The 24,006-nt window shown below is 73.6% G+C and carries 21 protein-coding genes; 13 read left to right on the top strand and 8 right to left on the bottom strand.

The genetic code is table 11. The annotated features are described in order from the left end of the window. Window positions 1-31: 31 nt before the first annotated feature. Window positions 32-328 (top strand): YciI family protein, encoded by a 297-nt coding sequence (locus ABEA81_RS23190; protein ID WP_345607405.1) that lies wholly within the window; start codon window positions 32-34, stop codon window positions 326-328. After that, entirely contained in the window at window positions 325-1,143 is an 819-nt protein-coding gene (locus tag ABEA81_RS23185; RefSeq protein ID WP_345607404.1) for an SDR family NAD(P)-dependent oxidoreductase, read from the top strand. Before ABEA81_RS23190 ends, ABEA81_RS23185 begins: the two co-directional genes overlap by 4 nt. Window positions 1,144-1,794: 651 nt before the next feature. Here the strand turns inward: ABEA81_RS23185 and ABEA81_RS23180 are convergent. Beyond that, window positions 1,795-2,562, bottom strand: a complete 768-nt coding sequence (locus tag ABEA81_RS23180; protein ID WP_345607403.1) for an IclR family transcriptional regulator — start codon at window positions 2,560-2,562, stop codon at window positions 1,795-1,797. 79 nt (window positions 2,563-2,641) lie between these two features. Between ABEA81_RS23180 and ABEA81_RS23175 the strand changes: the two genes are divergently transcribed. The 9 genes from ABEA81_RS23175 to ABEA81_RS23135 are packed head-to-tail and all read left to right on the top strand — an operon-like array spanning window position 2,642 to window position 13,549. Beyond that, window positions 2,642-4,204 carry an ABC transporter substrate-binding protein gene (locus ABEA81_RS23175; RefSeq protein ID WP_345607402.1) on the top strand — a complete coding sequence of 521 codons (1,563 nt, stop codon included), beginning with the start codon at window positions 2,642-2,644 and terminating at the stop codon, window positions 4,202-4,204. Continuing rightward, window positions 4,201-5,241: an ABC transporter permease gene (locus ABEA81_RS23170; protein WP_345607401.1), complete on the top strand. Its 1,041-nt coding sequence runs from the start codon at window positions 4,201-4,203 to the stop codon at window positions 5,239-5,241. Before ABEA81_RS23175 ends, ABEA81_RS23170 begins: the two co-directional genes overlap by 4 nt. A 5-nt stretch (window positions 5,242-5,246) precedes the next feature. After that, window positions 5,247-6,065 carry an ABC transporter permease gene (locus tag ABEA81_RS23165; RefSeq protein ID WP_345607400.1) on the top strand — a complete coding sequence of 273 codons (819 nt, stop codon included), beginning with the start codon at window positions 5,247-5,249 and terminating at the stop codon, window positions 6,063-6,065. Then, window positions 6,062-7,849, top strand: a complete 1,788-nt coding sequence (locus tag ABEA81_RS23160; RefSeq protein ID WP_345607399.1) for an ABC transporter ATP-binding protein — start codon at window positions 6,062-6,064, stop codon at window positions 7,847-7,849. Before ABEA81_RS23165 ends, ABEA81_RS23160 begins: the two co-directional genes overlap by 4 nt. Before the next feature lie 24 nt (window positions 7,850-7,873). Continuing rightward, the gene (locus ABEA81_RS23155) at window positions 7,874-8,761 is read left to right on the top strand and encodes a beta-keto acid cleavage family enzyme (RefSeq protein ID WP_345607398.1); all 888 of its coding nucleotides are present in this window, start codon (window positions 7,874-7,876) and stop codon (window positions 8,759-8,761) included. Next, window positions 8,758-9,714 (top strand): 3-hydroxyacyl-CoA dehydrogenase NAD-binding domain-containing protein, encoded by a 957-nt coding sequence (locus ABEA81_RS23150; RefSeq protein WP_345607397.1) that lies wholly within the window; start codon window positions 8,758-8,760, stop codon window positions 9,712-9,714. Before ABEA81_RS23155 ends, ABEA81_RS23150 begins: the two co-directional genes overlap by 4 nt. Continuing rightward, entirely contained in the window at window positions 9,704-10,144 is a 441-nt protein-coding gene (locus ABEA81_RS23145; protein ID WP_345607396.1) for a thioesterase family protein, read from the top strand. Before ABEA81_RS23150 ends, ABEA81_RS23145 begins: the two co-directional genes overlap by 11 nt. Window positions 10,145-10,171: 27 nt before the next feature. Then, complete coding sequence (locus ABEA81_RS23140; protein ID WP_345607394.1) at window positions 10,172-13,162, top strand: DUF3604 domain-containing protein; 2,991 nt, start codon at window positions 10,172-10,174, stop codon at window positions 13,160-13,162. Window positions 13,163-13,216: 54 nt separating this feature from the next. Beyond that, window positions 13,217-13,549: a hypothetical protein gene (locus ABEA81_RS23135; RefSeq protein WP_345607393.1), complete on the top strand. Its 333-nt coding sequence runs from the start codon at window positions 13,217-13,219 to the stop codon at window positions 13,547-13,549. Here the strand turns inward: ABEA81_RS23135 and ABEA81_RS23130 are convergent. From ABEA81_RS23130 to ABEA81_RS23110, 5 genes are all read right to left on the bottom strand, one after another. Next, a complete protein-coding gene (locus ABEA81_RS23130) occupies window positions 13,473-14,411 on the bottom strand; it encodes a DMT family transporter (RefSeq protein WP_345607392.1) in 939 nt (312 codons plus the stop codon). The genes ABEA81_RS23135 and ABEA81_RS23130 overlap by 77 nt on opposite strands. 109 nt (window positions 14,412-14,520) lie before the next feature. Then, window positions 14,521-15,012 (bottom strand): Lrp/AsnC family transcriptional regulator, encoded by a 492-nt coding sequence (locus ABEA81_RS23125; RefSeq protein WP_345607391.1) that lies wholly within the window; start codon window positions 15,010-15,012, stop codon window positions 14,521-14,523. A 137-nt stretch (window positions 15,013-15,149) separates the two neighbouring features. Beyond that, a complete protein-coding gene (locus ABEA81_RS23120) occupies window positions 15,150-15,359 on the bottom strand; it encodes a hypothetical protein (protein ID WP_345607389.1) in 210 nt (69 codons plus the stop codon). A gap of 97 nt (window positions 15,360-15,456) precedes the next feature. Then, a complete protein-coding gene (locus ABEA81_RS23115) occupies window positions 15,457-15,960 on the bottom strand; it encodes a CAP domain-containing protein (RefSeq protein ID WP_345607388.1) in 504 nt (167 codons plus the stop codon). 106 nt (window positions 15,961-16,066) lie between these two features. Then, the gene (locus ABEA81_RS23110; protein WP_345607387.1) at window positions 16,067-17,233 is read right to left on the bottom strand and encodes an aminotransferase; all 1,167 of its coding nucleotides are present in this window, start codon (window positions 17,231-17,233) and stop codon (window positions 16,067-16,069) included. Between the two features lie 222 nt (window positions 17,234-17,455). Here ABEA81_RS23110 and mreB point away from each other — a divergent pair, with 222 nt between their 5' ends. Continuing rightward, on the top strand, window positions 17,456-18,451 hold the full coding sequence (gene mreB, locus ABEA81_RS23105) for a rod shape-determining protein (protein WP_345607386.1): 996 nt from the start codon (window positions 17,456-17,458) through the stop codon (window positions 18,449-18,451). Between the two features lie 6 nt (window positions 18,452-18,457). Here mreB and ABEA81_RS23100 read toward each other — a convergent pair whose 3' ends face one another. Both ABEA81_RS23100 and ABEA81_RS23095 read right to left on the bottom strand, forming a co-directional pair. Continuing rightward, window positions 18,458-21,403 carry an FtsW/RodA/SpoVE family cell cycle protein gene (locus tag ABEA81_RS23100; RefSeq protein WP_345607385.1) on the bottom strand — a complete coding sequence of 982 codons (2,946 nt, stop codon included), beginning with the start codon at window positions 21,401-21,403 and terminating at the stop codon, window positions 18,458-18,460. A 20-nt stretch (window positions 21,404-21,423) separates the two neighbouring features. Then, on the bottom strand, window positions 21,424-22,602 hold the full coding sequence (locus tag ABEA81_RS23095; RefSeq protein ID WP_345607384.1) for a hypothetical protein: 1,179 nt from the start codon (window positions 22,600-22,602) through the stop codon (window positions 21,424-21,426). Between the two features lie 403 nt (window positions 22,603-23,005). Here ABEA81_RS23095 and ABEA81_RS23090 point away from each other — a divergent pair, with 403 nt between their 5' ends. After that, a complete protein-coding gene (locus ABEA81_RS23090; RefSeq protein ID WP_345607383.1) occupies window positions 23,006-23,977 on the top strand; it encodes an EamA family transporter in 972 nt (323 codons plus the stop codon). Window positions 23,978-24,006: the final 29 nt, after the last annotated feature.

Raw genomic sequence — 24,006 nt, 5'->3', positions numbered from 1 at the left:
CCGCGGGTTCCCCCGAACCAGAATGAGGCCCATGACGATCTACGCGGTGACGTACCGGTACTCCGACGACGTGGCCACCCGCGACCGCGTGCGCCCCGAGCACCGCGAGTACCTGCGCGGGCTCGCCGACCAGGGCCTCCTGCTGCTGTCGGGCCCGTTCGGCCCCGAGGAGCCGGCCGGTGGCCTGCTCATCCTGCGGGCCGAGGACAAGGCCGCGGTCGGCGCGTTGATCGAGAAGGACCCGTTCACGGTCAGCGGCGTGATCGTCTCCAGCGAGATCGCGGAGTGGGAACCGGTGATCGGCCCGCTGCGGTCCGGCATCTCGTGAAGCCGTACGAGTTCGCGGGACGCACGGCCGTCGTCACGGGGGCCGGCAGCGGGATCGGCGAGCAGCTCGCCCGCGCACTCGCCGGTCGGGGCAGCCACCTCGTGCTCCTCGAGCGCGACGGGGAACGCCTGGAGCGGGTGTCGGCGGCCGTCCGTTCCGCACGCCCGGAGATCGCGGTGGCGCAGGTCCAGGTCGACCTTGCCGACCGCGCCGCCACCACCGCGGCGGCGCAGCGGATCGCCCGGGACCACCCTCGGATCGACCTGCTGATCAACAACGCCGGGGTGGCGCTCGGCGGCCGGTTCGACGAGGTCACCCTCGAGGAGTTCGAGTGGGTGCTGGAGGTCAACTTCCACGCGCCCGTGGTGCTCACCCACCACCTGCTGCCCACGATGCAGGCGGGCGCGCACCTCGTGAACGTCTCCAGCCTCTACGGGCTGATCTCCCCGCCCGGCCAGTCGGCGTACTCCGCCTCGAAGTTCGCGCTGCGCGGCTTCAGCCAGGTCCTGCGCGCGGAGCTGGCCGACCGGGGGATCGGCGTGACCACTGTCCACCCCGGCGGGATCGCCACCAGGATCGCGGCGGACGCGCGCGTCGGATCCGGGGTCGACCGGGAGGCGCACGCGGTGGGACTGGAGGAGTTCTCCCGCCTGCTGACCTACCCGCCGGACCGGGCCGCCGCCGACATCCTCCGCGCCGTCGAACGGCGGAGGGCCCGCCTGCTCATCGCCACGAGCGCGAAGGTGCCCGACGTGCTCGCCCGGCTGTTCCCGGTCGGCCACATGACCGCGATCTCCCGGGTGCTGTCCCGCTGACGGGCCTCGCCGAGGCGTCCGGACCGGTGCCGTCCGGTATCACCGGCCGGCACCCACCTCCTCACGTCGGACCGCCGGTCCGCAGAGGAGGAACCATGACCGCCCTTCGTCGCAACGTCTGGGTCCTGGGCACGGAAGCCGATCCGTGGCACCCGGTGCTGCGCGGTTGCGCGCACGCGATCCGGGCGATGCAACGGCGCCCGCTGACCGACCCGCGCAGCTGGCGGTACCAGGCGGCGATCCACGGCATCGCGAACGCGGCGACGCCCGGCGGCGCGCCGTGGAACCAGTGCCAACACGCGTCCTGCGGCGGCGTGCCGGCGGCCTGCCCGGATCCGCCTGCGCGCCGCGCTGCCGGACCCGGTTCGCGCGGGGCCGGCCCACCGAACCGGCCGAGGGCTCGGCCCGGATCCACGCGGCGCCGGAGCGCACCTGGGCCGCTACCGGTGAGCAGCGCGGCGACGTGCACGTGCTGGGCCGGATGGCGGTGGCCCACGTGAGCGGGTCCGAGGCGTTCGTCCGGGAGCTCATCGAGCAACCCGAGGTCACGCGGCCGTCGCCGACGAGAGATCGAGCGGATCCGAGGCCGACTGACGGCGGCGTGGGCCGGCGCCTCGCCCTGCGCGCGGTCACCGACCGGCCACCCACCGGTCACCCGGCGCGCGGGCCCAACCGCGCGGCCGCCCCGACGACCACGGCACCCAGCTCGGCGAACCGCTCGGGTGGGACCCGGTCCCGCGGGCCCCAGACGGAGAGCACCGCCAGCGGCCGGTGGTTGCGGTCGAGCACCGGCGCCGAGACGCCGTACAGCGACGACTCCAGCTCGCCCGCGCACACGCCGTACCCGCGGTCCCGGGTAGCGGCGAGCTCGGCACCCAGCGCGTCGGGATCGGTGACCGTGGTGTCGGTGAACCGGGTCAGGGTGCCTGCGAGCACCCGGCGCACCTGCGGTGCGGGCATGAAGGCGAGCAACGCCTTGCCGGTGGAGGTGGCGTGCAGCGGCACGGTGCGGCCGAGCCAGCTCGCGGTCAGCACGGCCGAGGGCGTGACCTCGTCGACGTAGGTCAGCCCGCCCATCCCGGGCACGGCGAGGGACGCGGTCTCGCCGGTCTGCTCGCACACGTGCTCGAGCACCGGGTGCGCGGCGGCGAGCAGCGCGTCGGGCCCGGCCGCGTTGCCGAGCTCCATCGTGGTGAGCCCGATGGAGTACCGGCCGGTCGACTCGTCGACACTCACCAGGCCCCGCACCTGCAGCGTCTTGAGCAACCGCCACGCCGTCGCGCGGTTGAGCCCGCACGTGCGCGCCAGCGCGGGTGCGGTGGCCGCTTCGGGCTGCGCGGCGGCCACGGCCAGTAGAAGATCCACCGCACGGTCCACCGACTGGATCCGGACGGACGCCGCAGGCTCGCGTGTCGCCACGACGCACCATCCCCATCAGCTGCGTTGACGCTCGACCTCGGTGTGGCTAGGTTCACATTACTCCGAGGGGGTTCGCATCATGCGACAGACAGCGCCGTCCCGTCGAGATGTGCTGAAGTTCGGCCTGGTCGCGGGCGCTGCCCTGGCGGGCCTGCCGGGATGCAGCGCGGTGCCCGGCCGCCCGGATCCGGGCACCCCGCCCGTCCGCGGCGGGATCTACAGCCACGGCGCCACCGGTGGTGGGCTCAAGGACACCCTCGAGCCGTACTTCCCGGTCACCAACCCGGACATCAGCCGCTGCATGCAGCTCTACGAGCCCCTCCTGCGGTGGGACCCGAACTACGAGATCGAGCCCTCGGTCGCGGAGTCGGTCACCCCGAACACCGACAACACGCAGTGGACGGTCCGGCTCCGCGACGGCGTGGAGTTCCACCACGGCAAGACCGTCACGGCCGAGGACGTCATGTTCAGCCTGGCCACGGTCACCGACCCGGACAACACCGGATCCGGCGGCACGGAGCTTGCCACCGTCCTCGAGCTGAACAACTCGAAGATCGTCGACCCGCGCACGATCGTGCTGCAGCTCAACTCCCCGTACGCGGTGCTCGACCAGCTGCTCGCCGAGTACACCGTCGGGATCATCCCCACCGACTTCGACATCTCCCACCCGGTCGGCACGGGGCCGTTCGCCTACGAGCACTTCGTCCCCGGCCAGCTCTCCCGGTTCGTCCGGCACGAGAACTACTGGGACGGCCCGGCGTGGGTCGACGAGCTGTTCATCTACGACTTCGCCGACGACGCGGCCAAGGTCAACGCCCTGCTCGCGGGCCAGGTGCAGAGCATCGACAACCTGCCGAACTACCTGGCGGGCACCATCGAGCAGCAGGGCGCGTCCCCGCTGGTCTCCGAGACCGGCGCGTGGGTGCCGTTTACGATGCGCGTCGACGTCGCTCCGTTCTCCGACGTGCGGGTGCGGCAGGCGCTGCGGCTGATCGTCGACCGCCAGCAGATGATCGACCAGGCGCTCAACGGGTTCGGCATCCTCGGCAACGACCTGTACGCCCCGTTCGACCCGGCGTACGCGAGCGACCTGCCGCAGCGCGTGCAGGACATCGACCAGGCGAGGTCGCTGCTGCGCCAGGCCGGGCAGGAGAACCTCGAGGTCGAGCTGGTCACGTCGAGCGCGGTGGGGGCGGGCGCGGTCGAGTCGGCCAACCTGTTCGTCGAGCAGGCCCGGCAGGCAGGCGTCACGGTCCGGCTGAACAAGGCCGACGCCAACGTCTTCTACGGCGACCGGTACCTGTCCTGGAACTTCGCCCAGGACTTCTGGAACACCCGCAACTACATCCCGCAGGTGGCCACGTCCTCGGTGAAGGGCGCCACCTACAACGAGACCCACTTCGAGGACCCGACCTTCACCGCGCTGATCGAGCAGGCCAAACGGGAACCGGATCCGGCGCGGCGCAGGCAGCTCATGCACGACGCGCAGGAGATCGAGTACAACACCGGTGGCTACATCATCTGGGGCTTCAAACGCCAGCTCGACGCCTACTCCAACCTGGTGCAGGGCCTCGAGCCGCACCGGTACCTGCCCTGTTCGAACTTCCGGTTCTCCCGCGCGTCCTTCGTGAGGCAGCCATGACCGACCTCGTGACGCCGAGCCCGGCAGCAGACACCGCGCCGAGCGCGCCTGCGCGCTCGGCGCCGGGTGGTTGGCCCTGGCTGAAGTGGTTCGCCCGCCGCATCGGCCTGGCCGTGCTGACGCTCTGGCTGTGCTCGGTGCTGGTCTTCTTCGCCACCGCCGCGCTCGGCGATCCGGTGCGCGCGATCCTCGGCAAGGACTACGGCTCCAGCCCGGAGCGGGTGGCCGCGCTGCAGGCCGAGCTCCACCTCGACCGGCCGGTGATCGCCCGCTACGTCGAGTGGCTCGGCGGGCTGCTGACGGGCAACCTCGGCAACTCGGTCGCCAACGGGCTGCCGGTCGGCGAGCTCGTCGGCGACCGGATCGTCAACTCCGCGGTACTGGTGATCGTGGCGGCGATCGTCATGATCCCGGTCGCGTTCGGGATCGCCATGGTGTCGGCGAACAACCGGGGGAAACGCGCCGACGGCGTGATCCAGATCGTCATGATCACCCTGGCCGGGCTGCCCGAGTTCGTGGTGGGCATCCTGCTCGTGGCGCTCTTCTCCACCACGGTGCTGCACGTGCTCCCCGCCGTCACCATCGCGGGCGGCGGCGCCCCACCGTGGTCCGCCCCGGGGTCGATGATCCTCCCGGTGCTCACGCTGGTGATCGCGGTGGCGCCGTACGTGGCGCGGATCGTCCGCTCCAGCCTCCTGGAGGTGCTCGACTCCGACTACGTCGAGCTCGCCCGGCTCAAGGGTGTGCCCGAGCGCGTCGTCATGCGCAAGCACGCCCTGCTCAACGCGATCGTCCCGGGAATCCAGGTGATCGCGCTGCAGCTGGCGTGGCTCGCCGGCGGCATCGTGATCGTCGAGTACCTGTTCTCCTACCCGGGCGTCGGGGCGAGCCTCGTCGACTCCGTGCGCAACTCCGACTTCCCGATGGTGCAGGTGCTGGCCATGGTGATCGCCGCGGTGTACGTCGGCGTCAACCTGGTGGCCGACGTCCTGTCCATCCTGTTCACCCCGCGAGCGAGGACGGCGATCACGTCATGAGCGTCATGACCACGACGCGCCGGATCGGCCGGCAGCGCAGGCTGGTCACCGGCCTGGTGATCACGGTGGTGATCGCGGTGGTCGCGATCATCGGGCCGTGGCTCGCCCCGTACGGCGACAACGAGATCGTCGGCAGGCCCTTCACGATGGAGGGCTCCTGGCTGGGCACCGACTACCTCGGCCAGGACGTCTGGAGCCGGGTGCTGGCCGGTGGCGGCTCGATCCTGCTGACCTCCGCGTTCGCCACCCTGCTCGGCATGGTGGCCGGGATCGTCATCGGGGTCGTGGCCGCCTATGCGGGCGGCTGGCTCGACGAGGCGATCATGCGGCTGAACGACGTCGCGCTCGCCTTCCCGCAGATCCTGCTGGCGCTGCTCGTGCTTACCGCGGTGGACCAGCCCGCCGCGTGGATGATCGTGCTGCTGGTCGGCTTCTCGCACGCCCCACGCGTGGCGCGGGTGGCCCGGGGCGTGGCGCTCGGCATCGTGTCCCGCGACTTCGTCCGCTCGGCGGAGGCGCTCGGGGAGTCGCGGCTGCGGGTCATCCTGGCCGAGGTGTTGCCGAACATGAACGCCCCGCTGCTGGCCGAGGCCGGGCTGCGGCTCACGTACTCGATCGGGATGGTCGCCGGCATCGGGTTCCTCGGCTTCGCGGCCAACCCCGGTGCCGCCGACTGGGGGCAGATGATCAACGAGAACAGGCTGGCGCTGTTGGTGCAGCCGTGGGGCGTGCTGGCGCCCGTGATCGTGATCGGCATCTTCACCGTCGGCACCAACCTGATGGCCGACGGGATCGCACAGCTCGCGGGGCGGGGGACCAGATGACCATCCTCGAGGAGGACACCGGCGCCGGCTGCACGCTCTCCGACCTGCGCGTCGCACTCACCGGCCGCGGTCTCGACGTCGTCGACGAGATCAGCATCGAGCTGCGGCCCGGCGAGGTCGTCGGGCTGGTCGGCGAGTCCGGGTCCGGCAAGACCACGGCGGGCACGGCACTGCTCGGCTACGCCCGGCAGGGCGCGTTCATCGAGCGCGGCAGCCTGCTGTTCGAGGGCCAGGACGTGCTGGCGATGCCGTGGGAGCAGGTCCGCGCGATCCGGGGGCTGAAGATCGCGTACGTGCCGCAGGACCCGGGCGCTGCACTCAACCCGGCGATCCGGATCGGCAGGCAGATCGTGGAGCTCCTGGAGCTGCACGGAATCGGCACCGCCGAGGAACGGCTCGCGGGGGCGCGGGCCGGCCTGCGCGAGGTCGGCCTGCCCGACGACGACGAGTTCCTCGCCCGCTACCCCCACCAGCTCTCGGGCGGGCAGGTGCAGCGCGTCGCGCTGGCGATGGCGTTCCTGCCCCGGCCGAAGGTGCTGGTCCTGGACGAGCCGACCACCGGACTCGACGTGACCACCCAGGGCATGGTGCTGCGCACCATGGCCGAGCTGTGCCGCAGCTACCGGGTGGCCGCGCTCTACGTCACCCACGACCTCGCGGTGGTGGCCAACATCGCCGACCGGGTGGCCGTCATGTACGCGGGACGGATCATCGAGCTCGGCCCGCGCGAGGCGATGTTCACCCGGCCCGCGCACCCGTACACCCGGGCGCTGCTGGACGCGATCCCACACCTGTCCCAGGCTCGCGCGCTCACCGGCATCCCGGGCAGCACGCCGGGCCCGGGCCGCCGCCCGTCGGGCTGCCGCTTCCACGACCGCTGCGAGTACGTCCAGGACCGCTGCGCGCAGATCGATCCGCCGGATGTCGAGGTCGGCCCGGACCACACCGCGAAATGCCTGCGCGTCGGCGAGATCGGTACCTGGGACATCAACCGGGGACGGGTGGCCGACACCGACCCGAACAAGGAGCGGGACATCATCCTCCGCGTCGAGGACCTCCGGGTGTTCTACGGCCACAAGGAAGTGGTGCACGGTGTCGGCTTCGACGTCGGCAAGGCCGAGGTCGTGGCGCTCGTGGGGGAGTCGGGCAGCGGCAAGACCACGATCTCGCGCTGCATCGGCGGCCTGCACCGGGAGTGGACCGGCGCGGTGACGTTCGACGGGCGCGCCCTCGGCAAGGGCGCGCGGGCGCGCAGCGTGGAGGACCGCAAGCGGATCCAGTACATCTTCCAGAACCCGTACCTCTCGCTGAACCCGCGCCTGACGATCGCCCAGATCGTGGCCCGGCCGATGGAGCTGTTCGGCATCGCCAAGGGCAAGGCGGCCCGGGACCGGGTGGTGGAGCTGCTCGACGCGGTGGCGCTCGGACCGACCGTGCTCGACCTGCGCACCGACCGGCTCTCCGGTGGCGAACGGCAGCGGGTGGCGATCGCGCGGGCCCTCGCCGCCGAACCGGACCTGCTGGTCTGCGACGAGATCACCTCGGCGCTCGACGTGTCGGTGCAGGGCTCGATCGTGGCGCTGCTGGAGGACCTCCGGAAGACCCGGGGGATCAGCATGCTGTTCGTCACCCACAACCTGGCCCTCGTCCGCTCGATCGCGGCCAGGGTGCAGGTGCTCAGCGCGGGCGAGCTGGTCGAGTCGGGGTTCGTGGTCGAGGTGCTCGACTCGCCGCGGCAGGAGTACACGAAACAGCTGATCGGCAACTCGCCCGCGGTCGGCTGAAGGGAGTCAGGGGGTGAATCGGTCGTGAACAGAAAGGTCATCATCACCTGTGCGCTGACCGGTGCGGGGGACACGGTCGGCAAGTCCGAGCACGTGCCGGTCACGCCGGAGCAGATCGCCGGGTCCGGCATCGAGGCCGCCCGCGCGGGGGCGGCGATCGTGCACGTCCACGTGCGGAACCCGGGCACCGGCGCCGGATCGCGCGACGTGGCGCTCTACCGGGAGGTGGTGCGGCGGCTGCGGGAGAGCGACGTCGACGTGGTGATCAACACGACGGCGGGCATGGGGGGCGACCTGTACCTGAACGCGGAGGACCCGTCCGGGTTCGCCGAGGGCACCGACCTCGTGAGCGGGATCGAGCGGCTGGCCCACGTCGAGGAGCTGCTGCCCGACATCTGCACGCTCGACTGCGGCAGCCTGAACTTCGGCGAGGGCAGCCTCGTCTACGTCAGCACGCCGGACATGCTGCGGGCCGGGGCCAAGCGGATCCAGGAGCTCGGCGTCCGGCCCGAGCTGGAGATCTTCGACACCGGGAACCTCTGGTTCGCCAACAAGCTCGTGGACGAGGGCCTGATCGACCCGCCCGGCATGTACCAGCTGTGCATGGGCATCCCGTACGGCGCCCCGCCCGAGCCCGCCCTGCTCGCGGCGATGGTGGCGCAGATCCCGCCCGGCGTGGTCTGGGCCTCGTTCGCACTGGGCCGGATGCAGATGCCGTGGGTGGCGCAGTCGGTGCTGCTCGGCGGGCACGTGCGGGTGGGACTGGAGGACAACCTCTACCTGGGCCGGGGCAACACGGTCAGCAACGCCGCGCTCGTCGCCAACGCGGTCACGATCATCGAGGCGATGGGCGCCGAGGTGGCCACCCCGGACGAGGCGCGGGAGATCCTCTCCCTGCGGCCGCGCGCATGACCGACCGCACCGCACCCGACCGGGTACGCACCATCGCCTGCGTCGGGGCAGGCGTGATCGGCGGCGGCTGGGTCGCCTACTTCCTGGCCCACGGCTTCCGGGTGCGGGCATGGGACCCGGCGCCGGACGCCGAGCCGCGGCTGCGCACGCTCGTGGAGGCGGCATGGCCCGCCCTCGCGGAGCTGGGCCTCGCCACCGGGGCCGGCCCGGAGAACCTGACCGTCACCCGCGAGCTGGCCGAGGCCGTCGCCGGCGCCGACTACGTCCAGGAGAGCGCCCCGGAACAGCTCGACCTCAAGCGCAGGCTGCTCGCCGACATCGACGCGGTCACGCCCGAGCACGTCGTCATCGGATCCTCCACCTCGGGCTACGGCATGACGGAGATGGCCGCCGACGCGGCGTCCGGGCACCGCCTCGTCGTCGCCCACCCGTTCAACCCGCCGTACCTGATCCCGCTGGTCGAGGTCGTCGGGGGCGAGCGGACCGCGGAGGCGGTCGTCATGTGGACGGCCGAGTTCCTGCGGCACGTCGGCAAGTCGGTGATCGTGATGGACCAGGAGGTGCCGGGCTTCATCGCGAACCGGCTGCAGGAGGCGCTGTGGCGGGAGGCGCTGCACATGGTCGCCAACGGCGAGGCCACCCCCGCCCAGATCGACGCGTCGATCATCGACGGGCCGGGCCTGCGCTGGGCCTTCCACGGTCCGATGCTCACGTTCCACCTGGCGGGCGGCCCGGGCGGCATGGCGCAGATGCTCGACCACTTCGGGCCGTCGCTGCTGTCGCCGTGGACCCGGCTCGACGCGCCCGAGCTCACCCAGGAGCTGCGCGACAGCGTGGTGACCGGCACCGAGGACGCGGCCGCCGGGCGGAGCATCGCCGACCTCGTGCGCGAGCGCGACCGGCGGCTCGTCGACGTGCTGCGGGTGCTCGGCAAGGTGCCCGGTGGCTCCTGAGCCCGCCGTATGGACCGAGGACGTCCGGCCGGAGTGGATCGACTACAACGGCCACCTGTCCGAGGCCTACTACGTGCTGGTGTTCGGGCACGCCACCGACGCCGTGATCTTCGGGCTCGGCATCGACCCGGCCGTCACCGGCACCTCGCTGTACACGGTGGAGGCGCATGTCCGCTACCTCGACCAGGTGCCGCCCGGGTCCCGGCTGGAGGTGCGGACCTCCGTGATCGGGGTGACGCCCAAGCTGCTCCGGCTCTGGCACGAGATGTGGTCCGACGGCCGCCTGCGTGCCACCGAGGAGGTCCTCGCCGTGCACGTCGACGCCGGGGCGGGGCGGTCGAGCCCGTTCCCGGACGAGCTGCGGCGGCGCGTCGAGGCGATGCGGGTGGCGGTGCCGGAGCACGCGTCACGGAGGATCACGCTGGGATGACGGCACTCGGAAAGGGGCGATGAGCACGTGGGGCACGGGCACGGGCACGGGCACGGCTGCGCGGCGGACCACCACCGCGGGGAGTACACCGATCGGCAACGGGCCGATCTGGATCTCGTGCTGGCGTTCAACCACCGCCTCGCGCACGCCGTCGAGAGCTGCGTCGACATCACCGACACGGTCGCCGCGCTCGACCCGGATCCGCTGCGCTACATGTGGGTGGACGAGGGCGCCGGGCAGATCCCGGCGCAGCTGGAGCGGGCCGCGGCCGTGCTGGACGGCGCGCCGCCGCTGGCCGGCCAGACCCGCGGTGCCGCCCGGCCGCTGGCGGCCAGCCGCAACGCCGCCCGGCCGACCGTCGCGACGGGCGGCGGCCGCACGCTGGTGGGCTGGCTGGAGTGGGTCCCCGACCGCGGCGACCGGCTCGTCGCCGAGCTCGACGGGGAGACCGCGGTGGTGGTCGACGGGCCGGAGGACCTGTTCCGGCCCACCGCGGCGATGACCGCCGACGGCACGCCGTGGCTGCTGTTCGGCCGGTCCGTCGACGGCGGGGTCGCGGTGTGGGCGAGCCGGTTCGACGGCACGGCGTGGACCGAGCCGGAGCTCGTGAGCACCACCGATGGACCGTCGTTCAACCAGGAGGTGCTCGCCCACCCCGACGGCAGCCTGCACGTCTGCTGGCAGGGCCGCGTCGGCGGCGGCTTCGGGATCTTCGCCCGCCGGTTCGCCGGCGCGTGGGAGCGGCCCCGGTGGGTGAGCGAGGGTGCCACCGGCAACGCGTGGGACCCGACCCTGGCCGCCGTGCCGGAGGGGATGGCCTACGCGTGGTCGGAGTACGACGGCGGGAGCTACGCGATCGTGCTGCGGCGCGGTGACGCGGTCCGCCGGCTCACCGGCGGCACCGACTACGCCCTGCACCCGAGCCTGGCCACCACCACCGACGGCCGCCTGTGGTGCGCCTTCGACGTGATCACGGTGCACGGCCACGGCGGCAGCGGGCCGACGAAGCTGCGCCCCCGGCAGCGCACCGCCGACGCGGTCCACGGCATGCGCGCCCCGGGGGACAGCGTGCCGCCGGAGCTCCTGCCGGAGGTGAGCGCCGGGATCCGGGTGGTGTGGGTCGACGGCGACGAGCTCGTCACGCCGCCCGGCGAGCTCGCGCCGGGGCTGAACGTCGTCCCGTCGGCACTGCCCCGGCTGCAGGCCACCCCCGACGGCGGCCTCGTCGTCGGCTTCCGGGTGCACCGCCAGCTCCCGCTCATGACCTACTACTGGGAGGCGGCCGCGCAGGTGCTCGGCCCGGACGGCTGGCTGCCCCCGACGACGTACACCGGCACCGACGCCACCCTGGAAGAGGTGGCGCTGGCGGACGGGGTGCTCGTCACCCAGTCCGACGGACGGCTGGACCGGGCCCTCGGCTGGACCGAGGGGTTCGGCGGGCGTGAGTGCCCCTACCTCGCCGACCACCACGGCGCGGTGATCTGGCACGGCGTGCACGGCGCGGGCCAGGTCGTGCTGGCGGAGGTCGGGTCGGCGGGGCCCGCCGCGGTGGGCGGCACGCGGGCCGCCGTGATCAGCTCGGACGGACGCCGTGAGGACCGCCGGTGGGTCGCCGCCGCGGCGGAGGAGCGCTACCGGGTCGGGGACCACACCCTGTACTGGGGGGACCTGCACCGGCACTCGCTGGTGAGCCGGTGCACCTCCGGCGACGAGCCCTCGCTGGAGGACTTCTACCGCTACGCCTGGGACGTCAACTCCTACGACTTCTGGGCGGTCACCGACCACGCCGAGAACTCCACCGCCTTCCAGTGGTGGAGCCTGCAGAAGATCGCGGACCTGCTGCACGTGCCCGGGCGGTTCGTGCCGCTCTACGGCTTCGAGTGGACCTCGGCCGACACCGGCCACCAGAACGTGATCTACGGCGACGTGCCGCGGGGCGCCCCGATCTTCTCCGCCTTCGCCGCCGGCAGCACCACCCCGGACGGGCTGTGGCGCGGCCTGGCGGAGCACCCCGACCACCCGGCGATCACGATCCCGCACCACCCCGGCTCGGCGATGGTGCACAACGACTGGGGCTACCACGACCCCCGCTACAGCAGGCTGGTCGAGGTGTTCCAGGCCTGCCGTGGCAACTACGAGTCGGAGAGCTGCTTCCGGCAGTACTCCGACGGCACCGCGGCCGGCACGTTCATGCTCGACGGGCTGCGGCGCGGGCACCGCTTCGGGCTCATCGCGTCCTCGGACCACGGCCACGGCGCGAGCTACGTCGGCGTGCTGGCCCGCTCGCTCTCCCGGGCGGACGTCTTCGACGGGCTGTGGTCGCGGCGCACCTGCGCCGCCACCACGCGGGGGGTGATCGCCGACCTGCGCCTGGGCCCGCACCTGATGGGTTCCGAGGTCGCGTGGAACGGGCCGCGCCCGCTCAGCGTGCACGCCCGCGGGTACGCCGAGCTGGCCCGGGTCGACATCCTGCGGGACGGAGAGGTGGTGCACAGCGTGCGCGGCGAGCCCGCGCTGCGCGACGGCCACCTGCGGGTCGACCTCCGGGTGGAGTGGGGCAGGGCCGACGTCACGATGTGCTGGGACGGCCGGCTGCGGGCGACGGGCGGTGGCCGCCTGCTGCTGCCCGAGTTCGTCGGCCCGGAGGTGGTGGCGATGGACGAGGGCTCGGTCGCGTGGGAGCACGTGACGCACAGCTTCGGCGAGCCGTACGGCGCGCAGCGCGGCGGGGTGGAGGTGAGCGTCTGCGGGCCGCCCGACGCAGTGGTGCACGTCGAGTGCGGAGGCCGGACGGCGGCGTTCGAGCTGACGAAGCTGGCCGCGGGTGCCGTGGTGCTCGACGACGAGCTCCCCGGGGAGCTGGCGCTGCAGCCGGCCGTCGGCGCGCTGCTGGGGCTCGGTGTCCACGAGCTGGACGTGCCGCTCGTGGACGACTCCACAGCGCCCGCGTTCTACTACGCCCGCGTCTTCCAGGTCGACGGGGAGATGGCCTGGACCTCGCCCATCTGGGTCGAGTAGCGGCGTCCCGGCGTGCCGCTTGTCCCGCCCGCGGAGAATCACGAGACTCGGGGTGTGAGCGAGTACCCGGTGGACCTGCAACTCGACGACGCCGGGTTGGCGGCCGAGTTGCCTCGACCCGACAACCCGCAGGACCGGATCCACGACGTGCCCTTCCGGCCGGTCGAGTTCCGCGACGACGACCTGCCGGCGGCGCTGGAACGCGCGGCCGCGTGGTTGCGGCGCACCCAGGAGTGGCTGGGCGAGCCGGTCGATGTGATCGCCGTTCACCTCGATTACGACGACGAGGCCGGTTCGCCGTACTACGAGGTCAAGCTGCTGTGCAATGACGAGGACCTCGCGGGCGCGCCGGTCGCGCAGCGGGCGGCCCGCCGATCCGGCGGTTGAGCGAGACGAGCACCAGCCCACCCAGGAGGAGGACCGCGCCCGCGGTGACCGGTGCGGACGGACGTTCGCCGAGCACCACCACCGCGAGCGCGGCGGCGACCAGCGGCTCGACCAGGGAGAGCGTGCCCGCGGTCGCGGCACTGACCCGGTGCAGTCCGGTCACGAAGCACCAGTAGGCGGCCGCGGCGGTGACCGGGCCGAGCCACAGCACGAGCGCGAGGATGCGGGGCTCGGTGAGCGCGGGCAGGGCCGCTATGGTCCACGGCAGCAGGACGCTCCCCCCGACCAGGAGCGTCACCGCGACCGCCGCCGGCATGGCCGCCCCGTGCCCGATGAGCCGCTTCGCGGCGACGGTGTAGACGCCGAAGCACCCGCCGGCGAGCACCCCGAGCGCGAGACCGGCCACGTCGACCGGCACCCCGCCGGCCGGGGTGACGAGCACCGCGCACCCGAGGACCGCGCAGACCGTGCCCGCCACCCAGCGCCGCGACAGCGCGGTGCCGAGCGCGACCCGCTGCGCCACGCCGGTGGCGACGGGCGCGACGCCGAAGGTCACCGCCGTGGCCGCTGCGGCGCCCGTCGTCGCCACCGACATCAGGAACGCGGCCTGGAAGGTGGCCGTCGCGGCCGACGCCGCGAGCAGCGCGGGCCATCGGCGGGTGACGAGGCCGCGCAGGGAACCGGGGTCGGTGGCCAGTACGGCGGCGGCCAGCACCAGCCCGCCGAGGAGGATCCGGGCGCCGCCCAGTGCCACCGGTTCCACGGCGGGACCCGCCAGTACCTGCGCGGGCCCGACCGTTCCCCAGAGCGCACCGGCCGCCAGGACGAGCAGGACGCCGGATCGCTGGTCTCGTTGCTCCACACCCGGCAGGATGCGCGCATCGACGGCGCGCTCGAGGATCGACCGAACGTCGTTCGGTCACGGCGAGCGTCGCGGTCCTTCGTTCGATCCGGAGGCGCGCGGACGCTCCTCAGCCGGACGACGTTCGGTGATCGCGCCCTGTGGTGTCCGGAAGTTCGGACTGCTCGCGCGGCTGCACGTAGTCGAAGACGACCGTGGTGCGGACGTCGACGAACTCCTTGCGCCGCGCCAGCCGGTCGAGGACGAAGTCCCGCAGGTACCGCGTGCTGGGCACCGCGACGTGCACGAGGACGTCCTCGTTGCCGGTCACGACGAACACGCCCAGGGTCTCGGGGAGGGCGGCCATGCTGTCGCGCACGTTCTCGATCGCCTCCCGGGACTGCGGCCGGATCCGGATCGAGATCAGGGCCTGGACCTCGCGCCCCAGCGCCGACGGGTCCACGGTGGCGTGGAAACCCGTGATCACCCCGCGGGCCCGCAGCGCCCGCGTCCGCTCCAGGGCGGTGGACGGGGCGACGCCCACCGCGTCGGCCAGCTCCCGGTTCGTCTGACGCCCGTCGCGCTGCAAGCGCCGCAGGATCGCCTCGTCGAGCGCGTCCACGACAGCCCCTCCCACGCCCTCCCACGAGCCGAACGTCCTTCGCCCGGCACTCGGCCGATCGGCAGATCCGCCGAAGGTCGTTCGGCGATCATCTCAGCCCGTGGAGGCAGCGGCCGCCGAACCGGCCCGGACGGGGGTCACTCGTCGGCGTCGGCTCGTTCCGCGTCGTCCTTCTCGACGGCCCGGCGGAACAGGCCGGTCATGGTCAGGACGAAGAACACGACCGCCGCGCCCGCCTCCAGGGCCCGCCACTGCCTGTCGAGCGCGAACAGACCGACCACGATGGCCAGCGAACCACCGGCGAGCAGGAGGTGCGAGGACGGCCACCCGTGGACGAGCTTCCCCATCCCTGCCCCCCGTTGCAGCGGATAGCGGCGTTCACGATGCACCATTCGGCCGGTACCCGCGCCGTCGCGGTGCTCAAACCCCTGGGGGTCGGTCCGTTCAGCCGCCGAAGTCCTGCACCCAGTAATGGCCGTTCGCCGCGTAACCGACGCCGATGTGCGTGAACGCGCAGTCCTCGATGTTCGCGCGGTGCCCGGCCGAACGCATCCACACGTCCATGACCTCGGCCGCGCCGGGGTAGCCGTTCGCCAGGTTCTCGCCGGTGACGTTGCCGTAGCCCGCCGAGCCGATCCGCTCATCCGACGACGTTCCGTCACGGTCCTCGTGCTCGAGATAGCGGTGGCGCGCCATGTCCGACGCGTGTTCCTGCGCGATGGAACGCAGCCGCTCATCGGCCCTGACGGGAGAGCAGCCCGCCTCCTTCCGGATGGCGTTGGTCCGTGCGATCACGTCCGCGGCGAGGCTCTTGGCCGCGCTCGCGGCCGACGCGGCGGGTGCCGCCGCCGCGGCTGCGCCGCCGAACAGCAGCAGCACGACGAGTGGAACACCGAGGACGAGTGGAAAACCGAGAACGATGCCGGAACGAGGCCCGCGCCTGACCATGGCGGAAAGCTAGCAACGGGGTCCCGACACGGAAGAGGACTCCGCGCGTCGCCCGGACAGGACCACAGCCGGTCACGCGGAGTGACGAGGGGCGTTCCGATGACGCCTACCGGGCAACGGCCGTGGCCGCCGTGAGGCGGCCGGCGAAGTCGGTGAGCGAGTCCCGGTCGGCGTTGCTGAGGCTCACCCGGAACGTGCCGCGGTCGTCCGGGAGGAACGCGGTGCCCGGGATGACCAGCGTGTCGTGGTCGACGACGAGCTCGCGCACGACGTCCTCGGTGGGACGCCCGGCGAACGGGTGGCGCACCCAGCCGAACAGCCCGCCTGCCGACAGCAGCTCGAAGCCCCCCGGCCGGTCGGCCATGATGGCCCGGAACCACTGCCGCCGGTCGGCGATCTCGCGGGCCCGCTCCCGCCGCCACTCCCGGGCCATCGTGAGCCCGGCCCACGCCGCCTCCTGGCCGACCCGCGGCGCGCAGATCGCGACGCAGTCGAGCAGCTTCGTCACCTCGCGGCCCAGCTCCGGGGACGCGACCAGGGCGCCCACCCGGTAACCGGGGATGGCGAAGTCCTTCGAGAAGCTGTGCAGGCTGACCACGGTGCGCGTCCACTCCGGGTCGGTGAAGAGGGCGTGCGGCGGCGCTTCGGTGTCGCGGAACGAGCGGTAGGTCTCGTCGAGGATCAGCGCGACGTCGTGCCGCGCCGACACCTCGGCCAGTGCCGCGATGCGCTCGGGCGGCGCGGTGGCGCCGCTCGGGTTGCCGGGGGTCACCAGCACGATGGCCCGGGTCCGCGGGGTGATCAGGGCCTCCGCGGCCTCCGGGGTGGGCAGCAGGTCGGGGCCCGGCTCGAGGTACACCGGCACGATGCCGGCCATCCGCAGCCACATGTCGTGGTTGAAGTAGTACGGCAGCGTCAGCACCACCTCGTCACCGGGCGCGGCGAGGGCCGACGCCACGAGGCAGAACGCCTGGTTGCAGCCGGCGGTGACGATCACGTGCTCGGGGCGCACGCGCCCGCGGTAGGCGGCGGAGAGATCGGCGGCGAACGCCTCGCGCAGGTGCGGGAGCCCCTCGGTCTCCACGTAGTCCCCGCCGCGCGGGTCACGGGCGGCCGCGACGACGTGGTCGAGCACCTCCGGCGCGGCGGGGTACTGGGGCGCCGCCTGCGACAGGTCGAGCAGCTCGCGCTCCTTGGCGCGCCGGTCGAGGAGCGCGTACGCCGTGCCGATCGGCGAGTCGGTCGCCCGGACCGTCCAGTGGTTCAGTCGCACGCGGTCCTTCCTACCCGGTCGAGGCCGCCGACGACGGCGGGCCCGGCGGCGTCCGACCGGCCGGCAACCCGATCGGGCGCGGTGGTGGACCCGCGGCCCGGGTACTCGACCATGCAAGTCCTCGGCGACGGAAGAGCGCGACGATCGGTGCCGGTGCACTAACACCGCCGACGCGGGCGCCGAGAGACCAGGAGCGGTGGGAGTCGCACAGGGGGAGGCGGCGTGTCGGACTTCGGGATCGACCTCGGTACTGCCAACACCGTCGTGTACGACATTGCCCAGGGGGTGGTGTTCGACGAGCCGTCGGTGCTGTTGCGGCGGCGCAAGGGCGGTCGGCGCGGCGGGATCGTCGCGGTCGGGCGCGAGGCCGCAGAGCTCCTCGGGCGGGTGCCCGCGGGCATGGTGGCGACGCGGCCGCTGCAGGACGGCGTGATCACCGACCTCGAAACGGCGCGGGCGTACCTGCGGACCGTGGTCCGGCGGGCGGTGTCGAGCCCGTGGAGCCGCTGGCACGGGCGAGCGGTCATCGGCGTGCCCGCCGGCGCGACGGAGCTGGAACGCCGCGCCCTGCTCGCGGCGGCCGACGAGGCCGGGATGCACCGGGCCATCGCCCTCGACGAACCGATCGCCGGTGCGGTCGGCTGCGGCATCGACCCGATGGACCGGCGCGCCTACATGGTCGTGGACATCGGTGGCGGCACGGCGGAGGCCACCGCGTTCTGCTACGGCGGCGTGCTCACCTCGCGCTCCTGCCGCGTCGCCGGCGACGAGATGACCGTGGCGCTCTTCCGGCACCTGCGCGAGCACCACCAGCTCGTCGTGGGTGAGCGGACCACCGAGGACGTCAAGATCCGGATCGCCACCGAGACCGAGCCGAGCATGGCGGTGCCCGGGCTCGACGCGGGGACGGGGCACGCCCGGCTCGTCACCATCCCGGTCGCGGAGATCGCCGAGGTGATCCGCCCGATCACGGAGGAGATCATCCAGACCCTCGCCGCGGCCCTGCACGACCTGCCGCCGGAGGCCGCGAGCGACATCCTGGCCGACGGCGTCGTCGCCTTCGGCGGGGCCTCCATGACGCGGGACTTCGACCAGGGGCTCGAGAAGGCGCTCGGGTTCCCGGTGAAGATGGCGGAGAACCCCCTCACCTGCGTCGCCGAGGGTGCCGCCCTCAGCCTGCACAGTCCGGGCGTGCTCGACGCCTTCGGCTGGCGGTAGCGCCCCTCACCCGGCCGGCTGCTGCACCGGGCCGGTCGCGAGCACGTCCGCCTGCCGGCCCATGTAGTACTGCATCGCGTCGGACACGACGCCCTTGACGTTGTTGCCGCCGGTCCCCGGGCCCTGGACGACTGCCGACACGACCAGGGACGGGTCGGGCGCGGGCGTCACCGCCGAGAGCCAGTTGTCGTAGGAGCTGCCGGGAAGGCTGCCGTCCTGCGCCGTACCCGTCTTGCCCGCCACGGGGAAGGGCAGCCCCGAGAGCGCGGCCGCGGTCCCGCCGGTCACCGCGCCACGCATGCCGTCCCGGATCGGGCCGAGCTTGTCGGCGAACGGCAGCGGAGCCGGCGCCGGGGCGGGCAGCGCCGTGTAGACGCTCTGGTCGGTGCCGGTGGCCAGCCCCAGCCGCGGGGTGACCATCTGCCCGGTGGCGACACCGGCGGTCCACCGGGCGTTCTGCAGCGGTGTGGTCTGGAGGTAGCCCTGCCCGATGCCGAGGATCACCGTCGAGCCCCCGTACCAGTGCCCACCGGCCGCGTCCACCGAGTCGGGGGTGCCGAGGTAGCCGGGCGACTCCGCGGGGAGGTCGATGCCGGTCGGGGCCCCGACCCCGAGTGCGCGTGCGGCGTCGATCACCGGCCCGGGGCCGAGGGCCTGTGCGAGCTTGTAGAAGTAGACGTCGTTGGACCACGTGATCGCCTGCCGGAGGTTCATCGGGCCCATCGGCTTCCAGTTGTCGAACGTGTGGCCGCCCACGGTGAAGCTCGCGCCCGTCGGGATCGCGCGCTCCGGCGGGAACACCGGGTTGAGCACCCCTGCCGTGGCCACGACCAGCTTGAACGTGGACCCGGGCGGCATCGCCGCCTGCGTCACCTTCTCCAGCATGGGGTGGCCCGGCGCACCGGCGAGGGACTGCAGCGCACCGGCGTCGACCGGCGGGCCGTACACGCTGTTGTCGTAGGACGGCAGGCTCGCCATGGCCAGGACCTGCCCGTTGCGGGGATCCATCGCCACGGCGGCGGCGACCGCGGTCCGGGCCTGGCCGCGCAGCGAGTTCGCGAGGCTCGCGGTGAGCCGTCGCTGCAGGCCGAGGTCGAGCGACGTCCGCAGGTCGGCGCCGGGGGTCGGCTCCACCCGCTCGGCCATCGCCACGGGCACGCCGGTCGGGCTGACGTACACGCACTGGCGGCCGTTCACCCCGCGCAGGAGCGCGTCGTACTGCCGTTCCAGTCCGGCCCGGCCGACGATCTCGCCGGACGGCAGGTCCGGCCACCGGTCGGTCTCCGTCGGGGTCGCGATGCCGACGAACCCCAGCACGGGACCGAGCAGCGTCCCCGTGGGGTAGCCGCGGCGCAGTGCGGGCACGACCAGCACGCCGGTGAGCCCGGCGGCGGTGACGGCGTCCGAGACCGATCCGTTCACCTCGGCCACGGGCGCCGAGAGGGTGGTCGGCGGGACCCCGGCGAGGGCGGCGCGCACGTCCTCGGCCGGCCGGCCGACGAGCTGCGCGAGCCGGGTGAGGTCGTCCGGCCGGGAGAGCACGATGTTCGGCACGGCGCGGACCTCGTGGGTCGGCGCGTCCGACGCCGTGCTGCTCACCGCGAGGGGGGCGCCGTGCCGGTCGGTGATCGCCCCACGCTCGGCGGGGATGCGGATGCAGCGCGTCATCTGGGCCTCGCCCGCCGCGGCGAGCTCCGCACCGCGGTCGGCGAGCATGGTCCACGCGTACTGGCCGAACACGACGAGCAGCGCGGTGAGCCCCAACGCGATCGCCCGCACGAGCCGGGGGCGCCTGTTCCGCCAGCGCGACATGATCCACAGCCGCCGCCGCGCGCCGTCGCGCCGGACGCCGAGGGCCACACCGAGCGCCGCGAGGTGCACGACGAGCGCCGTGCCGCCGTAGCTGACCAGCGGGAACGGCACGCCGGCCAGCGGGAGCAGGCCGAGGTTGCCCCCGACCGACACGATGACCTCGATGCCGAACAGGACCGCGAGGCCGGCGGCGACGAGCGCTCCGCCGGCCGGTCGCGGGGCGCGGCTGGCCATGACGAGGCGCCAGATCAGCACGATGGCCGCGACGACGGCGATCGCGGCGGCCACCAGCCCGTACTGCTCGACCAGGCTCGCCAGGGCGAGGTCGGTCTCCTTCTCGGGCAGGTACTGGGACAGCAGGTCCGTCAGCGGGTGGTCGGCCGAGCCGAGGAGCGAACCCCAGCCCATCGCGATGTGCGACTGGAGGACCGCCCACCCCGCGCTCGTCGGTGACTCCTCGGCACCGACGAGGAAGCTGCCGAGGCGCTGCAGCTGGTAGGGGTGCAGCAGGTCGACCGCCAGCGGCGCGGCGATGGCCGCCGTTCCGAACAGCGGGACGAGGAAGCGCGCCGGTACCCGCCCGATGATCAGCATGACGATCGTCAGCGCGAGCAGGAGCAGCGTGGTCGACAGGTCCGGCTGCAGCACGGTCAGGACGATCGGGACGGCCGCGAGCGCGACCGCGGACGCGAACCGCTGCCACGGCGGCCGCGACGAGCCGAGCGCGGCGGCGAGCGCCAGGAGCAGCCCCAGCTTGGCCAGCTCCGACGGCTGGAACGTGAACGCGCCGATGGCGATCCACCGGGTCGCCCCGTTGTAGGTCACCCCGACGACGTGCACCGTGGCCAGCAGCACGACGGCGGCGACGTAGGTGATCCAGCACAGCACCATGAGGACGCGCATCCGGAACTGCCACAGCGCTGCCAGCAGCGCCACGCCCACCCCGGCGATCGTCGCCTGCCGGACCGCCATCTCGACCCCGTCGACGGCGTAGAGGTTGGCGAGCCCGAGACCGACGAGCACGAGGGCCGCCAGCACGGCGACGACGTCGAACGCGACACCGCGCGTGTCCCGGCGGCGCATCCGCCTGCGCTCCGGCTCCTCCGGCACGGGGTGATCACCGTGCTCCACGATGAGCATGCCGCCGTCCCCCTCTCACGTCAGTTCGCGCAGGCGCCGTCCCCCGCGCCTTTCACCGTGACGGCCACCGGGCCGCTCGCCGCGACGAAGGGCTGGTTCGTGACGGCCACGACGGCGAGCGCGCGTCCCTCGGGCAGCGCGACGGTGCTCACCGCGTCGGCCCGGTCGGCGTCGGGTGGCACGGTGACGGTGCCGCCCGGCGCGGTGCTGGCCGCACCGGTGCACCGGTCGACGATCCGCAGGTCCCACGTGATCGTCTGCGGCTGTGGCTGCGCGGCGACCGCCAGCTGCGTGCGCAGCGCGCACCCACCCCCTGGGGTGCACGGCTGGACCGGCCGCAGGTCGACCCTGGTGATCGTGCCCGCTGCCGGCGGCGCCGCCGGAGCCACCGGGGGCAGGGGCGGTGCGTCGGTCGAGGCTCCCGACCGGCCCGCGTCGAGCACGGTCTGCACGTCCTGGTTGATCTGGTCGTGGAGGAAGGCGATCTCGGTGACCACGATCGCGCCCAGGAGCACCACGGACAGCACCCACTTCCAGCTGCGGGCGACCGCGGCTCTGGCCACCGAGCGCGGCCGCCGGCGCGGGGGGCGGCGGGGCCCTCGCGGCCGCGGCTCCGGGGCCGCGGTGAGCTCCGGCGCGGCGTCGCCTGCCACGAGGGCGACCATCCTCGACAGCTCCGCCCGCGCCCGCGGGCCCGATGCCGCGTCGGACTCGCGCAGGATCGCCGCGACGAAGGCGAGGCGCCCCTCGGGGGACCGCGCCTCCGCGCCGGCCCGCTCGAGCGCGGCGAGCAGCCCCTGATCGGCCGGCGCGCCGGCTCGGGTCGCCGCCGCGAGCCGGTCGAGCAGGCCTGCTGCCGCGGCGAGGCCCGCGCCGTTCGCGGAGGGCGGAGCGCCGTTCCCGGGGTCCCCGGCCACGCGGGCCCGTCCGTCGCGCCCGACGCGGGCCTCTCCTGGCCGGAGCGGGACCCGTGCCGGGCCCGCGCGATCCTCGAGACCGGCGACGAGATCGGTGCCGAGCGCGACGGCCTGGCCGGGGGTGAGCCGGACGACGGAGAGCAGCCGGATGAGGGCGACGTCCTGCGTCGTGGCGGTGTGCGGCGCGGCGGGTACGGGCCCGCGCGGAACCGCAGTCGCTCTCGTGCGGGTGCGTGCACCCCTCGGCGCGAGCACCCGCCGCCGCGAACCGGAGCGGGTCATGACCGTCCCATCGTCGGAACCGTGTCGATGTTGCGGCGCCACCCGGGTCCCGCCGCGCGTGTGCGAGCGGGTGCAACGGGGACGACGCCGGGCCGGTGGGTCTCAGGCCGGCGCGAGCGCGCTACTTCGTGACGTGGACGGGCGAACCCGCTGGAAGCGATGCAATCTGCTGCGACCCCGTGTCGGGCCCATGGCGCCCCCTGACCCCTCGCCCTCCGACAATTCCACCATGGAAATACCCTGCTTGGGCAGGAGGAATCGTCTGCGGCCGTTCGGCGGGCCGCCCTTTCACCCGTTGGGGGCGCGGATTCCGCTCGGCGCGGCGGCCGGTCGCGGGGAATGGGCGCGGAGTGGTGCCGGTTGGTCTTGCGGGGTGTCGGTTCGTGGTGGTGGGGGGTGGAAGGTGGTCGCTGTCACCGGACGGACGGGTGCCGGCCTGGGGCTCGCGGTGGTCTCGGCCGTCACGTTCGGGCTGTCGGGGCCCCTGGCGAAGGCGTTGACGGACGCCGGGTGGTCGGCGGGCGGCGCCGTGCTCGTCCGGCTCGGAGGCGCTGCGGCCATCCTGCTCGTGCTCCTCGCGCTGACCCGCCCCGGCGTGCTGGCCGCGCTCCGGGCAGACGGCCCCGCGCTGGTGCTGTACGGGGCACTCGCGGTGGCCGGCGTGCAGGTGGCGTTCTTCCACGCGCTGCTGTACGTGCCGGTCGCGATCGCGCTCCTGCTGGAGTTCCTGGGCCCGATCCTGGTGCTGGGGTGGGTGGGGCTGGTGCGCCGGCAGCGCCTGGGCCGCCGCACACTGGCCGGCGCGGTGGTGGCGCTCTTCGGGCTGTCGCTGGTGGTGCAGGTCTGGACCGGGGTGGAGCTGCGCTGGGAGGGACTGGCCTGGGGCCTGGGCGCCGCCGTGTGCCAGGCGTCGTACTTCCTGGTCGCCGACCGCGCCGGCAGCGCCACTCCGCCCGTTGTGCTCGCCGGCGTCGGGATGACACTGGGCACGGCCCTCGTGGCGGTGCTCGGGTTCGCCGGCGTGCTGCCGATCGTGATCGACACGACCGCCACCGGCGTCCTGCTCGCCGGCGTCGACGTCGGCTGGTTCGCGGCCGCCGCGATGCTGGTGGTCGTCTCGTCGGTGATCGCCTACCTCGCCGGGGTGGGGGCGATCGCGCGCATCGGTGCGTCCCGCGGCTCGCTCGTGGCGCTGCTCGAGGTGGTCGCCTCCGCGCTGGCCTCGTGGCTGCTGCTCGGCCAGGTGCCCACGGCCGTGCAGGCGGTGGGCGGGGCGCTGATCCTCGGGGGCGTCGCACTGACCATCGCGGCGCGGCGCCCCGCCGCGGTCGCACCCGAGGTCCTCCCTGCACCGGCGGGCCGCACGGAGGGCTGACGCCGTCTCGCCGGAGCGGGCCGGCAGGC

This window comes from Pseudonocardia adelaidensis (genome assembly GCF_039543345.1).
Lineage (GTDB): Bacteria > Actinomycetota > Actinomycetes > Mycobacteriales > Pseudonocardiaceae > Pseudonocardia > Pseudonocardia adelaidensis.
This window is presented reverse-complemented; position numbering and strand designations above follow the sequence as displayed.